The sequence below is a fragment of the Pseudomonas sp. NPDC077649 genome (genome assembly GCF_044542855.1).
Lineage (GTDB): Bacteria > Pseudomonadota > Gammaproteobacteria > Pseudomonadales > Pseudomonadaceae > Aquipseudomonas.
Genome location: NZ_JBITVF010000006.1, coordinates 114,324 through 129,963, shown reverse-complemented (window position 1 = coordinate 129,963; position 15,640 = coordinate 114,324). Strand labels below are relative to the sequence as shown.

At 66.5% G+C, this 15,640-nt stretch carries 9 protein-coding genes and 1 pseudogene; 5 read left to right on the top strand and 5 right to left on the bottom strand.

Annotation, left to right across the window (positions count from 1 at the left end):
• Positions 1-14: 14 nt before the first annotated feature.
• Complete coding sequence (locus ACIGFL_RS18160; RefSeq protein ID WP_397498063.1) at positions 15-992, bottom strand: GlxA family transcriptional regulator; 978 nt, start codon at positions 990-992, stop codon at positions 15-17.
• 139 nt (positions 993-1,131) lie between these two features.
• Between ACIGFL_RS18160 and ACIGFL_RS18155 the strand changes: the two genes are divergently transcribed.
• Positions 1,132-1,974 carry an alpha/beta hydrolase family protein gene (locus tag ACIGFL_RS18155; protein WP_397498062.1) on the top strand — a complete coding sequence of 281 codons (843 nt, stop codon included), beginning with the start codon at positions 1,132-1,134 and terminating at the stop codon, positions 1,972-1,974.
• A 41-nt stretch (positions 1,975-2,015) separates the two neighbouring features.
• On the opposite strand, the pseudogene ACIGFL_RS18150 reads toward ACIGFL_RS18155, so the two are convergent.
• Positions 2,016-2,295: pseudogene (locus ACIGFL_RS18150) on the bottom strand (LysR substrate-binding domain-containing protein); the annotation flags it as partial.
• Between the two features lie 203 nt (positions 2,296-2,498).
• On the opposite strand from ACIGFL_RS18150, the gene ACIGFL_RS18145 reads away from it, so the two are divergent.
• Complete coding sequence (locus ACIGFL_RS18145; RefSeq protein ID WP_397498061.1) at positions 2,499-7,544, top strand: DUF5801 repeats-in-toxin domain-containing protein; 5,046 nt, start codon at positions 2,499-2,501, stop codon at positions 7,542-7,544.
• 256 nt (positions 7,545-7,800) lie between these two features.
• On the opposite strand, the gene ACIGFL_RS18140 is transcribed toward ACIGFL_RS18145, so the two are convergent.
• A complete protein-coding gene (locus ACIGFL_RS18140; protein ID WP_397498192.1) occupies positions 7,801-8,478 on the bottom strand; it encodes a LuxR C-terminal-related transcriptional regulator in 678 nt (225 codons plus the stop codon).
• Between the two features lie 475 nt (positions 8,479-8,953).
• The gene (locus ACIGFL_RS18135; RefSeq protein WP_397498060.1) at positions 8,954-9,859 is read right to left on the bottom strand and encodes a LysR substrate-binding domain-containing protein; all 906 of its coding nucleotides are present in this window, start codon (positions 9,857-9,859) and stop codon (positions 8,954-8,956) included.
• 333 nt (positions 9,860-10,192) lie between these two features.
• Here ACIGFL_RS18135 and ACIGFL_RS18130 point away from each other — a divergent pair, with 333 nt between their 5' ends.
• On the top strand, positions 10,193-11,617 hold the full coding sequence (locus ACIGFL_RS18130; RefSeq protein ID WP_021442072.1) for an aspartate ammonia-lyase: 1,425 nt from the start codon (positions 10,193-10,195) through the stop codon (positions 11,615-11,617).
• Between the two features lie 127 nt (positions 11,618-11,744).
• Positions 11,745-12,998 carry a dicarboxylate/amino acid:cation symporter gene (locus tag ACIGFL_RS18125; protein ID WP_031302621.1) on the top strand — a complete coding sequence of 418 codons (1,254 nt, stop codon included), beginning with the start codon at positions 11,745-11,747 and terminating at the stop codon, positions 12,996-12,998.
• A gap of 162 nt (positions 12,999-13,160) precedes the next feature.
• Here the strand turns inward: ACIGFL_RS18125 and ACIGFL_RS18120 are convergent, their stop codons facing one another.
• Positions 13,161-13,979: a helix-turn-helix transcriptional regulator gene (locus tag ACIGFL_RS18120; RefSeq protein ID WP_021442070.1), complete on the bottom strand. Its 819-nt coding sequence runs from the start codon at positions 13,977-13,979 to the stop codon at positions 13,161-13,163.
• Between the two features lie 161 nt (positions 13,980-14,140).
• Here ACIGFL_RS18120 and ACIGFL_RS18115 point away from each other — a divergent pair, with 161 nt between their 5' ends.
• Complete coding sequence (locus ACIGFL_RS18115; protein ID WP_397498059.1) at positions 14,141-15,589, top strand: alanine/glycine:cation symporter family protein; 1,449 nt, start codon at positions 14,141-14,143, stop codon at positions 15,587-15,589.
• Positions 15,590-15,640: the final 51 nt, after the last annotated feature.

Here is a 15,640-nt window from a genome sequence, read left to right as displayed (position 1 = left end):
CGCTGGCGGGGCGTTCAGGCCAGGCGGTTGAAGCGTCGCCGGTAGGCGCCCGGCGACAGGCCGACGCGCTCCTTGAACAGGCGGCGGAAGGAACTGCCGTCCTCGTAGCCGACCTGCTGGGTGATGCGCTCGAAGTGCTCCTGGCTGGCCTCCAGCAGGTGCTTGGCCCGCTCCAGGCGCAGGCTCTGCAGGTACTGCACCGGCGTCTGCCCGGTGGCGTCCTTGAAGCGGCGGATCAGGTTGCGCGGGCTCAGGGCGAAGCGCGCGGCGACCTCGTCGAGGACGATGCGCTCGGCGCTGTGCTTCTCCAGCCAGATCTGCACCCTGAGCACCTCGGCGTCCTGGTGCGCCTTGTTGAACGAGGCGCTCATGTAAGGCGTTTGCAGGCGCTCGGCGCTGTCGACCAGGAGCTTCTTCGAACACTCGATGGCCAGCTGCGGCGAGGCGAAGCGGCGGATGATGTGCAGCAGCAGGTCGCTGCCGGTGGTCGAGCCGGCCGAGCACAGCAGCTGGCCGTCGTCGGTGACGCTGCGTTCAGCCTGCAGCAGCACCCGCGGAAAACGCCGGGCGAACTGCTCGCTGAAGATCCAGTGGGTGGTGGCGCGGCGACCGTCGAGCAGGCCGGCCTGGGCGGTGACGAAGGTGCCGGTGCACATGCTGGCGATGTAGCTGCCCTGCGCATGACGCTCGCGCAGCCAGGCGCTCAGCGGCTCCAGGGCCGGCAGCACGGCGAGGATGTTGAACATGAAGCCGGGCACTATCACCAGATCGCTGTGCGGCACCTCGCTCAGCGCTCGCTGCGGGGTCAGGCGCAGGCCACCGGTGCACTCGACCGGGGCGCCGTCGAGGGAGGCGCTGTGCACCTCGAACGGCGTCGCCGCCGGGGCGCCGGTGAGAAAGCGCTGCAGCACGTTGGCGCATTCGAGAAACTCCAGCGCCGCCGAGACGCTGGTGGCCGAGCAGCGCTCGGCCATCACCACCGTGACCTTCATCCTTCCCGCCCCGCTGGCGGAATTATCCGCCTGTTATTGGTCGTTTTTGCCCATGGTGAGGCGCCGCTGCGCTTCCTAGCATGGCCTCACCCGGGCGCCACTGGCGGCCCGCGACCCATCAGGCAGGAGAACAGCGGCGATGAAACATACAGCCTACCGGCTCTTCAAAAAACCCTTTTTCGGGCGCTTCATGAAGCCCTGGCGCTGGCCCGAGCAGGTCGATGCCGCACGTTGGCAGCGCCTGTCGCTGGCCAGCGAATCGGGGGCCAACCTGGCCGCGCTGCTGGGCGAGGCGCGCGCGGGGCAGGTGCGCGGCGCGGTGCTGCTGTGTCATCCGATGGGCACCGCGGCCAAGGGCTTCTGGCTCAAGCACGGGCATGCCGAGCTGCTGCGCGCGGCCGGTTATCACGTGATGCTGTTCGACCTCAACGGCTTCGGCGAGAGCAGTTCCACCACCATGGACTACCCGCTCGATGTGCTCGCCGCCGGCCAGGCGCTGCAGGCGCGCTACCCGGACCTGCCGGTGGCGCTGCTCGGCGCCTCGATGGGCGCGGCCATGGGCCTGTGCGCCCTGGCGCTGGCGCAGCATCCGTTCAAGGCGGCGGTGCTGGAGTCGGCCTTCCCCACCCTGCTGCACTTCTGGCGGCCCTACCCGCTGCCGCGCCTGGGCATCCAGCTCAGCCGCCTGCTCTATCCGGCCGGCGAACGCCGCCTGCGCCCGCTGTATGCCGCGCAGCGCCTGGTCGGCCGCCCGCCGCTGCTGCTGATCTACGGCGAGGAGGATCGCCACACCCCGCTCGCGGACGGCCAGCAACTGCACGCGGCGCTGACCGCCGCCACCCAGTGCGAGTTCTGGCAGGTGCCGGGCGCCGACCATACCCTGGCCTATGTCGCCCAGCCGGAGGCCTATGCCCGGCGCGTGCTGGAGTTTCTGGATGGCCAACTGGGCGCCGCGGCAAGCCCGAGCTGCACGGCGGCGTAGGGTGCGCCGCGCGCACCCAATATCCGCTTCTCCCCGAACACCTACATGGCCAGACCACCCTCCAGCTTGCGCCACAGCAGGCGCACCGCGGCCTTGCGCACCAGGGCGCAGCGGTACAGGCGGATTTCCAGCGGGATCTGCCAGTGCTCGCCGCCGCAGATCGCCAGTTCGCCACGGGCCAGTTCGGCGGTGACCGACAGCCGTGGCACCCAGGCCACGCCCATGCCCTGCAGGGCCATGCTCTTGAGGCTGTCGGCCATGGCGGTCTCGTACACCGTGGTCGAGCGCAGCGCGCTGGCGCAGCAGCAGGTTGACCGAGCGGGCGAACGATGGCGTCTGCCTCGCCGACGGGATTGCGGCGCCACGGCGTTGCCGGCACGTCCCGTTTTCGTATCCTCGTAGTCCGAAACTCCTAGTCCGGCTGGGAGTATCGGTCGATGGGCAGCCTCTCGGCGCCTCCGCATAGTGATGGCATACCGGCCAGCGGTCAGGCCTCGATGACCGTCACTGTTTCGGAGAACGTCATGGCTACTCGCAAGACCCCCCCATCGCTGAGCACGCCTGCCGATCACAGCGATGACGACGAGCTGCCCATCAGTCAGGGCATCGCCGCCAGTCTTGGCAGGATTCCCGCTTTCGTCAGCGAGCTGCCGGCGCTGCTCGCTGCGCACGGCCGCCCCGATACCGCGCTGTTGCACATCGCCCAGGGCGTCATGGCCAGCGAGGGCAGGATTCCGCTGTACATGAGCGACCAGTCGAGCCTGTACGCGCCGAGTGTCGGCAGCGACCTGGCCGATTACGCGCCCGGTAGCACCGCGATTCTCACCGCCAGCGGCTTCCCCGTCGGCAGCCTGCTGCAGTTCGAGGTGGATCACGCCATCGACCCCGGTGCGGACGGCCTGTGGGGCACGCCCGACGACGTGCTCGACAGCGGCAGCGGCGCCGGGCACGAGCCCTGGCTGGTGACCGATGGCGGCGCCGGCGATCTCGACGGCCTGGTCAACGGCAGCGTCACCACCTCCTGGTACGTCAACCCCGACGACTCGCTGGGCGCGACCTTCCTGCTCAGCGCCACTGCCGCCGGCGCCGATGGTGTGTTCGGCAGCGCCGACGACCTGCTGGCGACCGCCTCGTTCACCGACAGCGAGGCGGGCGTCGTGGCGACCGGTGTAACGGTTTCGCTGGACGAAAGCGACGGGTTGCAGAATGCCAACGTTACGCCGGGCGCGCCCGAGGACGCCAACGACAACGACATCCTGCTGGCGTCGCTGCCGGCGGATTTCACCTCTCGCTTGACCGCGCTGAGCGCCGGCCCTGCCATGGAGGCGGCGCTGAGCGGCTATAACGGCGCGCCGGGCAACACCGGCAGCGAGGCGTTCACCATTACCCCGGCTCCCGGTGGCAGCATCACCGATGTCAGCTTCGTCGACGGCGATGGTGCGCCGCTCGAAGACACTGACAGCGGGCTGCTGACCCTCGATGGCCGGAAAATCTTTCTCTACACCGATAGCGCGAACAACAACATCCTGCTCGGCCGCCTGGGCGCCGAGGGGCCGACCGACGCGCCAGGCGACGACGTGGCCGATCCGTCCGGCGCCATAGTGTTCGCCGCCTATATCGAAGAAACCGGTACGCCGGTCAGCGGCGGCAAGATCTGGACCGTGCTCTACCAACCGCTCAAGCATGCGGATGCCAGCAATCACGATGACGCGCTCAACCTGCTCAACAAGGTGTTTATCGGCACCAGCCAGGACCTGCAGTTCAGCCTGGCCAACGCGCCCTCCGGGCAGAACCTGTTTCTGATGTTCACCACGGCGACCCCGGAGGTGGTCGAGGTCGCTGGTGTCCTGCGGATCACGGATCCCACCATCATCGCCACCGGCAAGAACCCGGCCAATCAGTCCACCGGCGTCAACATCAACACCGGCGACACCATCAATACCAGCCAGGCGGGTGGCCCGACCACCTTCGGCACTAACAACCAGATGATCGTGGAGCAGGAAGGCATTCGTTTTACCTTCGTCACCGGCGCCCGGCAGGATGTGACCATTCCCAACCTGGATCAGAATGAAGCCGATCTCGAAGCCAATATCGACTTCACCGCCATGTTCAATGCGCGTTCGGCCGAGTTCGACGTGGTCCAACTGCAAAGCGGCAAGACGGCACAGGTCAAGATCAGCGCCTTCACCACGGCGGCAGAGCCCGGGGTCGACTTTATCGACGGCTATGGCAACGACACGCCGGTTACGATCGAGAGTGTTCGCGTTATCAACCTCAGCACCGGGCAGGTGATCGAAAACTCCGACGGATCGGTGAACGATCCGGGCATTGTCATCAGCCTTGTTGGCGGGGTGGCGAGCATCACCGGGGTCAAGGCCGGCTACCAGATCGAATACTCCACAAGCTCCGATCACAACCGCGTGCTGATCGAGAACGGCGCGGCCGTCGACGCCAAGGGCAACAACCACGCCGACTTCGATATCGGTGGCTTCAGGCTGCTGCAGGTCACCACCGCGACCGCGGAAATCGGCTCGAAGATGATCTTCGAGGACGATGGCCCATCGATCGCGGCCAATCTCCTCGCGGTGCCGACCCTGACCACCGACGACACAGACATCCCGGACAGCACCGACCCGACCAGCTTCGCCGGCCTGTTTAACTCGGCCTTCGGCGAGGACGGCTTCAAGGATGCCGACAACAACGACGTGGAGGACGCCGATGCCATCGCCTACGCCCTTGGCGTAAGCGCGGACAACGGCGTGGACAGCGGTCTGCGCGACACCCTGAGCGGCGACAAGATCTTCCTGTTCCTGGAAGGCGGCGCGGTGGTCGGCCGGGTCGGCACTGCCGACAACCTGGCCAACCCGGCCGGCGCCGTGGCCTTCACCATCTCGGTGGTGACCAATACGGGCGCGGTGACGCTGACCCAGAGCCGTTCGATCGTGCACGACGATCCGCTCGATCCGGATGAGCCCGGCGCCTCGGCAGCCGGCCTCCTGGCCGCCAGCCTGGTGACCCTGACGGCGACCGCCACCGACGGCGACGGCGACACCGCCACGGCCACGCGCGATATCGGCGATGCCTTCAAGTTCAAGGACGATGGTCCGTCGATCGCGACCAATCTCGATGCTGTGCCGACCCTGACCACCGACGACACCGACATCCCGGACAGTGACGGCCCGGTGAGCTTCGCCGGCCTGTTTAACTCGGACTTCGGCGAGGACGGCTTCAAGGACAGCGACGACGATGACGTGGAGGACGCCGATGCCATCACCTACGCCCTTGGCGTAAGTGCGGACAACGGCGCGGACAGCGGTCTGCGCGACACCCTGAGCGGCGACAAGATCTTCCTGTTCCTGGAGGGCGGCGCGGTGGTCGGCCGGGTGGGCACCGCCGGCGGCCTCGCCGATGCGGCGGGGGCCGAAGCCTTGCGCATCTCGGTGCTGGCCAACACGGGTGAGGTGTCGCTGACGCAGAGCCGCGCGGTGGTGCACGACGATCCGCTCGATCCGGATGAGCCCGGCACCTCGGCGGCCGGCCTGATGGCCGCCAGCCTGGTGACCCTGACGGCGACCGCCACCGACGGCGACGGCGACACCGCCACGGCCACGCGCGATATCGGCGATGCCTTCAAGTTCAAGGACGATGGTCCGTCGATCGCGACCAATCTCGTCGCGGTGCCGACCCTGACCACCGACGACACCAACATCCCGGACAGTGACGGCCCGGTGAGCTTCGCCGGCCTGTTCGGCGTGGCGGACTTCGGCGAGGATGGCTTCAAGGACAGCGACGACGATGACGTGGAGGACGCCGATGCCATCACCTACGCCCTTGGCGTAAGCGCGGACAACGGCGCGGACAGCGGTCTGCGCGACACCCTGAGCGGCGACAAGATCTTCCTGTTCCTGGAAGGCGGCGCGGTGGTCGGCCGGGTCGGCACTGCCGACAACCTGGCCAACCCGGCCGGCGCCGTGGCCTTCACCATCTCGGTGGTGACCAATACGGGCGCGGTGACGCTGACCCAGAGCCGTTCGATCGTGCACGACGATCCGCTCGATCCGGATGAGCCCGGCGCCTCGGCAGCCGGCCTCCTGGCCGCCAGCCTGGTGACCCTGACGGCGACCGCCACCGACGGCGACGGCGACACCGCCACGGCCACGCGCGATATCGGCGATGCCTTCAAGTTCAAGGACGACGGCCCATCGCTCGCCTTCGGCAACCTGATCGGCACCGGGACCACCCTTGCGCAATATGGCTTCTGGAGCATGGCTGCCGGAGCCGACGGGCTGGGGGCCGCTGGGCTGGATATCACGCTGGAGAGTGTCACCCTGGTCAGGCCCGACGGCACCACCACCACCGGCAGCGGCACGCTCACCGAGCAGTCGCCCTCACCGGATGGCGCCTACCAATTCGCCGGAACCCTGAGCGGTGATTTCAACAACAACGGGGTAGCGGATGATCCCAGCATCGATTACACGCTGACTGCCTTTGCCGATGGCACCTACGCGCTGGATCTGGTTCAAGGCTTCAGTTCGACCGTCGTCCGCAGCAGTGCCGATGGTGCGCTGGGTGCGGGCGGGCCTGACCCGGTGCGCACCTTGCTGATCCCGGAGCAGGATCCGCCGACCATTCCTTCGCCATCCGAGGAGATTGTCTTCTTTGGTGTCAACGCCACCACCTCCGCCGCTGACATATTGACCGCCATCGGGCCGGGAGCGCCCGACCTCAGCGAAGCGCAGGTAGAAGCTGGCGGGTTTGCCTTCCTCGGCACTGCGAACATGAACGTCAGCACCTCCGGCATCGGCATCGGCAACAACAACCTGGACGGCAACGGCACGGCCGGTATCAATGCCGGCGACGAGAGCTTCGTCATCAACCCGGAGACCTTGTTGACGGGCCTGAAGGTGTTCATCGACAACTCGGTGCAGGGCTACAACCCGGCAACGGAAGAGCTGTACTACCGGATCTTCTACGCCGACGAATCGAGCTCGGCGCAGATCAAGGTTGAAGCCGCCGACCTGACCGCAGAGGCCGGAGGCCAGACATCCTTCCTCATCGAGCGGGAGGGCAGCAAGCTGATCGACGCGGTGCAGCTGACGATGGGCCTGGGGGTGATCAAGATCCCGGTGATCGAGTTCATCCAGGAGAGCGAGAACCTGGCCAGCGATATCCAGCTGGCGTTCAGCGCGACGCTGACGGACGGCGATGGGGACACGGCAACCAGCAGCTTCGACGCCAAGCTGTTCGCCAACGAACCGGCCAGCGCCGCCTTCAACTTCTTGCTGGCGGGCACGGACGGTGAGCGCGATGCCTTCAACATCGATCTGTCGGGTCTGGAGAACCTGTACCAGGTCACCGGCTTCGATGCGAATGCGAGCCCCGGTCTGCGCGACTCCCTGGTGCTCATTGGCGACCCGAGCGTCCCACCGGGCAACATCAGCATCAACAACGCCGGCGATGACAGCATCGTCACGGTTCTCGAGACGGGCGGACAGACAACCATCATCACCGTGGTCGGCGTCGCCGGGGTCGGCGTCGACCTTGTGCCCAGCGACATTGTCATTGCCTGAGGGATCGCGCGGGTAAACGGCTGTGCGGGTGGTGGAGGCCACCCGCGCATTGCCGCTGGCCGCTCCAGCTGCAATCTGCACGCGCATCCACGCCGAAGGCGCGAATAGCACCAGGCTTGAAGAGCGCGGCGGCTGGCCTGCAGGTTCACCCGGCAGGCAACAACCAGATCGGCAGCCTGCGGCCGGCCAGCGACAGCCAGGGTGACGGCCTGGGCGCCGCAACGGGGGGGCAGATCGTCTGGTTTTGACGTGAAGTTCAGTCGGACTCCGCCCAGCTGGGTTGGTGCGGGTCTTCGCTGCCGGTGATGCCGTGTTTCATTGCGTACATCAGCAAGTCGATGCGATTAACCAGATTGAGCTTGTGATAGATGTTGCTCAGGTGGTTGTGCACGGTGTGTTCGCTGATGCCCAGTTGCCCGGCGATGCTGATGTACTTGGCCGAGGGTTCGTCGACGATGGCGCGAATCAGCTCCCTCTCGCGCAGCGTCAGCTGCACCGGTTTGCTCGGCTCGCGCGGGGATTTCGCCGGCAGGCGCAGCTGTACCCTTTGGCCGTTACGCCCGTCGATGCGCGCCCGGTTGTCGCGATGCTGGAGCTGGGTGATGGCGCGAATGATCGATTCCGGCGGATCATCGGCCAGCACTATGTCGCGTGCGCCCGCCTTGATCGCCTGGGCGGTTGGGATGGCCTCGTAAAGCCCCTTGAGCACCAGCACCTCGGCAGCGCCGGTGTGGGCGAGTTGAGCGATGACCTGCAGCGGGTCAAGGGCGTCCGGGAAGAAGCTGAAAAAAATGACGTCAGGATCCAGTTGCTCGGCAAGGTCCAGCGCCCTGGCATAGGTCGTGGCCTGGCCGCAAACGTCCATCCGGGGTCTTTGCGCCGTGATCACATCGTGAAGCCCCATCAGTACGAGAGGTCGGCAGTCCGTCAGCATCACGCGTATTGGTTCTGTACCGTTTGCCATTTCCTTCCTCGCTTCCCCTGTATTGGAACGTTGAGGCGACAGGGGTACGGACGAGTGCACGAGCCGAGCAGAGCCATCGAAAAAGCAAAATAAGGATAATTTTCAATGAGTTCAGCAAAGCGCTGGGAGCCCTCGAGCCAGTATGCTGAGTCTAGGTCAGCTTGGTGCTTTGCTAGCCCTGCCGTCCGTCAGTCGTCGCCAGCGGCTGGCCGCGCTACGCCGGGCAAAGGTGCCGCCTGCGAGGGAAAAGCCCTATGAATCAGAGGGGTAAGGCAATCGCGAGCAGTGCCCGGATGGCGCCCTTAGTTATGTGTTTCGTCAATATTCAGACGAATGGCGCTTAACTTAGCGCGCTAATTTTGAAATCGCCAATTTATCGGCGATCTGGTTCGCCTGATAATTCTGCGCTCGCGGCTGGTCCGACGTGTGTCGCCTGGTGTGGCGCTCAGCCGCCCGCCTCGGTCGTCTCCAGTTTGCGCCACAGCAGGCGCACCGCGGCCTTGCGCACCAGGGCGCAGCGATACAGGCGGATTTCCAGCGGGATCTGCCAGTGCTCGCCGCCGCAGATCGCCAGTTCGCCACGGGCCAGTTCGGCGGTGACCGACAGCCGTGGCACCCAGGCCACGCCCATGCCCTGCAGGGCCATGCTCTTGAGGCTGTCGGCCATGGCGGTCTCGTACACCGTGGTCGAGCGCAGCGCGCGCTGGCGCAGCAGCATGTTGACCGAACGACCGAGGAAGGCGCCGGCGCTGTAGGCCAATAGCGGCACGCTCTGCCCGCCGTCGAGGTCGAACAGCGGCGCGCCGGCCTCGTTCACCGCGCACACCGGCAGCATCGAGGTGGCGCCCAGGTGCAGCGAGGGGAAGATCTGCGGATCCATCTGCAGCGCGGCGTCCGGGTCGTAGTAGGCGAGGATCAGGTCGCAGGCGCCTTCACGCAGCGAGTGCACCGCCTCACCGACGTTGGTCGCCACCAGTCGGGTGGTCAGTGGCAGGCCTTCGCGGCGCAGGCGGGCGATCCATTCGGGGAAGAAGCCCAGGGTCAGCGAGTGGGCGGCGGCAATCGACAGCATCTCGCCCTGCTGGCCTTCCAGGTTGTGCAGGTGGCGCACCACTTCGCCGAGCTGTTCGACCAGGCTGCGCGCGGTGACCAGAAACAGCCGGCCGGCTTCGGTGAGTTCGACGGGCGTGCAGGAGCGGTCGACCAGGGTCAGGCCGAGCATCGCTTCCAGGCTGCGGATACGTCGGCTGAAGGCCGGCTGGGTGACGAAGCGCTTTTCCGCGGCCTGGGAGAAGCTGCGGGTGGCGGCCAGGACGATAAAGTCCTCCAGCCATTTGGTTTCCAGGTTCATCGTAGGCTTCCGAGGCTTGCACGAGGCGTAGGGTGGGTTAGCGACGCTGAACGCGGTTCGGCAGACGCAGCTGCCGTGGTGCGTCGCGTAACCCACCAGGCGATGGATCACGTTGCGCCGATGCTGGGTTACGCCGCGTTTCGAACGAGGTGATGTTCGCCAATGGCAGCATGCGGCTAACCCACCCTACGTTTGCCGCCATCCCGCAGTCACACCGACATTATGCCGATTGTGCATAGGGCAGCAAGCAACGGCATTGGCCGAGCTAGTGGCTGAGCCCATATTCTATGGGCATCGCGGCACTCGCCGCATTTCCCAAGAGCCATCCCCATCATGTCCTCTGCTGCATCTGTTCGCGTCGAAAAAGACCTGCTCGGCACCCTCGAAGTCCCCGCCGATGCCTATTACGGCATCCAGACCCTGCGCGCCGTGCAGAACTTCCGCCTGTCCGGCGTGCCGCTGTCGCACTACCCGAAACTGGTGATCGGCCTGGCCATGGTCAAGCAGGCCTCGGCCGACGCCAACCGCGAGCTGGGCCACCTGTCCGCCGCCAAGCACACGGCGATCAGCACCGCCTGCGCACGCATCATCCAGGGCGAGTTCCACGAGCAGTTCGTGGTCGACATGATCCAGGGCGGCGCCGGCACCTCGACCAATATGAACGCGAACGAAGTCATCGCGAACATCGCGCTGGAGGCCATGGGCTTTGAGAAGGGCCAGTACCAGCACCTGCACCCGAACAACGACGTGAACATGGCGCAGTCGACCAACGACGCCTACCCGACCGCCATCCGTCTCGGCCTGCTGCTCGGCCACGACAGCCTGCTCAGCGCGCTGGACAAGCTGATCCAGTCCTTCGCCGCCAAGGGCCTGGAGTTCGGCCACGTGCTGAAGATGGGCCGCACCCAGCTGCAGGACGCCGTACCCATGACCCTCGGCCAGGAATTCCGCGCCTTCGCCACCACCCTCGGCGAAGACCTGCAGCACCTCAAGCTGCTGGCGCCGACCCTGCTCACCGAGGTCAACCTGGGCGGCACCGCCATCGGCACCGGCATCAACGCCGACCCGAAATACCAGGCCCTGGCGGTCAAGCGCCTGGCCATCATCAGCGGCCACCCGGTGGTGCCGGCGGCCGACCTGATCGAGGCCACCAGCGACATGGGCGCCTTCGTGTTGTTCTCCGGCATGCTCAAGCGCACCGCGGTCAAGCTGTCGAAGATCTGCAACGACCTGCGCCTGCTGTCCAGCGGCCCGCGCACCGGGATCAACGAGATCAACCTGCCGCCGCGTCAGCCGGGCAGCTCGATCATGCCGGGCAAGGTCAACCCGGTGATCCCCGAGGCGGTCAACCAGGTGGCCTTCGAGGTGATCGGCAACGACCTGGCGCTGACCATGGCGGCCGAGGGCGGCCAGCTGCAGCTCAACGTGATGGAGCCGCTGATCGCCTACAAGATCTTCGACTCGATCCGCCTGCTGACCCGCGCCATGGACATGCTGCGCGAGCTGTGCATCGACGGCATCACCGCCAACGAGGCGCATTGCCGTGCGCTGATGGAGAACTCCATCGGCCTGATCACCGCGCTCAACCCCTACATCGGCTACGAGAACGCCACCCGCATCGCCAAGGTCGCCCTGGACAGCGGGCGTGGCGTACTGGAACTGGTGCGCGAGGAGCAGCTGCTGGACGAGGCCACCCTGGCCGACATCCTGCGCCCCGAGAACATGATCGCCCCGCGCCTGGTTCCGCTGCAGGGCTGATCTTCCTGGCAACACCCGCGCCGCCCTCGTTCGAGTGCGGCGCGTTGCTTTCCGCCCTAGCCTGCCGGGCGGCACCGCTCAAGGCCGCGCAGACGGCCCCACAACAACGACAATCCGGGTGATAACCATGAGTCAGAGCAATACCGCTTCCCTCTCCCTCCTTGCGCGCGTGCCGCTGTGGCAGCAGATCCTCGTCGGTCTGGCCCTCGGCGTCGCTGTCGGCATGCTGTCCAAGAGCGGCGCCCAGGCGCTGGCGCCAATCGGCGCGCTGTTTCTCAACGCGATCAAGATGCTGATCGTGCCGCTGGTATTCGTCTCCCTGGTGGCGGGCATCACCGCCATGAGTGACAGCGCCAAGCTCGGCCGCATCAGCGTCAAGACCATCGCCATCTACCTGATCACCACCGCCTTCGCGGTGAGCATCGGCCTGGCGTTCGGCGCCCTGTTCAGCCCCGGCGAGGGCATGCACATGGTCGCCAGCGGCAGCGAGGAGGCCAAGCAGGCGCCCTCGCTGGTGCAGATCCTGGTGGGCCTGGTGCCGACCAACCCGGTCACCGCCTTCGCCGAGGGCAACATCCTGCAGATCATCGTGTTCGCCATCGCCCTGGGCGTGAGCATGAACCTGATCGGCGACAAGGCCGCGCCGGCGGTCAAGCTGTTCGACAGCCTGGCCGAGGTGTTCTACAAACTCACCGACTTGGTGATGCGCCTGGCGCCGATCGGCGTGTTCGCGCTGATCGCCGGCGTGGTCGCCGCCCACGGCATCGAGGTGCTGCTGCCGCTGGCGAGCGTGATCGGGGTGATCTACCTGGCCAGCATCGCCCATATGCTGCTGGTCTACGGCGGCCTAATCGGCGGCCTGGCGCGCCTCAGCCCGCTGCGCTTCTTCCAGGGCATCGCCCCGGCGCTGGCGGTGGCCTTCAGCACCTCGAGCAGCGCCGGCACCCTGCCGGTGTCCATCGAATGCGCGCGCAAGAACCTCGGTGTGTCGCAGGGCGTTGCCGGCTTCGTGCTGCCGGTGGGCGCCACCATCAACATGGACGGCACCGCCATCTACCAGGGCGTGCTGGCGCTGTTCATCGCCCAGGCCTTCGGCGTCGACCTGAATGCCGGTCAGTACCTGATGATCATCCTCACCGCTACCCTGGCCTCGATCGGCACCGCCGGCGTGCCCGGCGCCGGCCTGATCATGCTCGGCCTGGTGCTGACCTCGGTCGGCCTGCCGCTGGAAGGCGTGGCGCTGATCGCCGGTATCGACCGCATCCTCGACATGGCGCGCACCACGGTCAACGTCGCCGGCGACCTGATGACCACCACCCTGGTGGGTAGTAGCGAGCAGGAGCTGGATCGCGACGTCTACAACAGCGACAACGCGGCCTGAACGACGATTTTCATAGGAGGCCTCACCAGCCTCGCTCCTCAGGGATGGCCTCGGCCATCCCTTTTTTTGCCGGCGCATTGCCGGGTGCGGCGTGCGCACCCCTTATCCACGCCAGCCGAGCACTGCTCTGGCCGATCCTGGCCATCACCGCATGGCGCCGCGCTATTCCAGCACGAACAGGCCGTCGTGCAGCTGGGTGCCGGACAGGCGCTGGCGGATGTCATCGTCGATCCGCGCGTCGTCCGGGGCGTAGAGCATCAGCTGGCGGTAGGCGTTGACCCGGTTGATCTCGTTGCCCAGGTATTGCCAGACCACGCGGGTGCAGGCTGGGGTGCGCCGGTCGCCGCTGGACACCCCGGTCTTGATGCCGTTGAGGCGGGTGATGCGGCTCTTGAAGCTGGGGATGAGGATGGTCTGGCTGATCTCGTTGCCGGTCAGCGACTCGTAGTCGATGAGGAACAGCCGGTCCTGCAGGTAGAAGGCCGCGCCCAGGTAGCGGCAGCGCACCCAGTCCTCGGCGCCGCCGCGGGTGCGTTCCTGACGCTCCTGGCGTTCCTGGCGCTCGAACAGGTAGTTGCCGCGCTCCTCGCGCAGGTGCACCAGCGACAGCAGCACCTGGCCCGGCACCGACATGCAGTTGGAGTACTCGAAGTAGTAGCCGCAGTAGCGGCCCATCGGGCTGGCCTGCTGGCGCAGCGGCTCGAACAGTTCCAGCAGCGGGTCGCTGCCGGCCTGCGCCTGAGCGTCGGGGCTGCGTGCACCGACCAGGCGGGCGAACTGCTCGCTCGGCATGGCCAGCTCGAAGGGTTCGACGCCGAAGAAGTCGCAGATGCGCTTGAGGTTGTGCGCGGTCGGCCGGCTCTGCCCGGCCAGGTAGCGGTTGAACTGGGCGCGGTTGAGCGACAGTTTGCGGCACACCTCGGCGATCGAGCGGTAGTGGCTGCACAGCAGTTTCAGGTTGGCGCCGAGGGCATCGGACATGGGGGCGTACCGGCTGATGCAAGTGACGCGATTCTAGCATCAACTCGCGTCAGGTTGCCGCGACCCGCGAAATTGTCTGGCAAGGCCCCTATCGCCAACCATTCGCCAGCCGCCCGGCGGGGCTGCATTCCCATTCAGAACAACAAGAGAGAAAGCCTCCCATGCTCGATCTTCTCAACGACCTTATCTGGAGCAAGCTGCTGATCGTGATGCTGATCGGTCTCGGCCTGTACTTCACCGTCGCCTCGCGTTTCGTCCAGTTCCGCTACTTCAGCAGCATGTTCCGCATCTTCGCCGAGGCCTTCCAGCGTCAGCCCGGCCAGCTCAGCTCGTTCCAGGCACTGATGCTCTCGGTGGCCGGCCGCGTCGGCGCCGGCAATATCGCCGGCGTGTCGGTGGCGATCATGCTCGGCGGCCCCGGCGCGATCTTCTGGATGTGGGTCGTGGCCCTGGTCGGCATGGCCACCAGCTACTTCGAGTGCTCCCTGGCGCAGCTGTACAAGCGCCGTGAAGCCGACGGCAGCTACCGCGGCGGCCCGGCCTTCTACATCCAGCACGGCCTCGGCCAGCGCTGGCTGGGCATCGTGGTGTCGATCCTGCTGCTGGTGACCTTCGGCTTCGGCTTCAACGCCGTGCAGTCCTTCACCGTGGCCAGCTCGCTGCACGACACCTTCGGCCTGCCCACCATCGTCAGCGGCCTGATCCTGACCGCGGTGATCGGCCTGATCATCTTCGGCGGCATCAAGCGCATCGCCAGCATGGCCGACGTGCTGGTGCCGGTGATGGCCTTCTCCTACATCGGCATGGCGCTGGTGGTGATCGGCCTGAACCTGCCCGAGGTGCCGGCGGTATTCGCCCTGATCGTCAAGAGCGCCTTCGGCCTGGAGCCGGCCTTCGCCGGCGGCATCGGCGCGGCGATCATGATGGGCGTCAAGCGCGGCCTGTTCTCCAACGAGGCGGGCCTCGGCAGCGCGCCGAACGTGGCCGCGGTGGCCGAGGTCAAGCATCCGGCCGCGCAGGGCATCGTGCAGTCGCTCAGCGTGTTCATCGACACCCTGCTGGTGTGCACCAGCACCGCGCTGATCATCCTGCTCTCCGGCGTCTATCAGCCGGGCGGCGAAATGGCCGGCGTGGTCCTGACCCAGACTGCCCTGGCGGCCGTGGTCGGCGAGTGGGGCCGGGTGTTCGTCAGCCTGGCGCTGCTGCTGTTCGTCTTCACCACCCTGATCTACAACTACTACCTCGGCGAGAACGCCCTCGGCTTCTTCAGCCAGAAGCGCATGCCGGTCATCGTCTACCGCGTGCTGGTGGTGTGCCTGGTGCTGTGGGGTTCGGTGCAGGACCTGGGCACCGTGTTCGCCTTCGCCGACGTCACCATGGGCCTGCTGGCCATCTGCAACCTGGTGGCCCTGGCGCTGCTGTTCAAGGTCGGCCTGCGCCTGATGCGCGACTACGACAGCCAGATCAAGGCTGGTGTAGAGTCGCCGGTATTCGACGCCAAGCAGTTCGCCGACCTGGACCTCGACCCGGCGGTGTGGACCGGCCAGGCGGCCAAGCCCGCCGTCGCCGCGGACCCGGCCGAGATCGGCGACCGGGTGCACCAGCGTTGAGTTGACCCAAGCAAGGAAGGAGGGGGCCAAGGCCCCCTTTCTTTTGCCCAT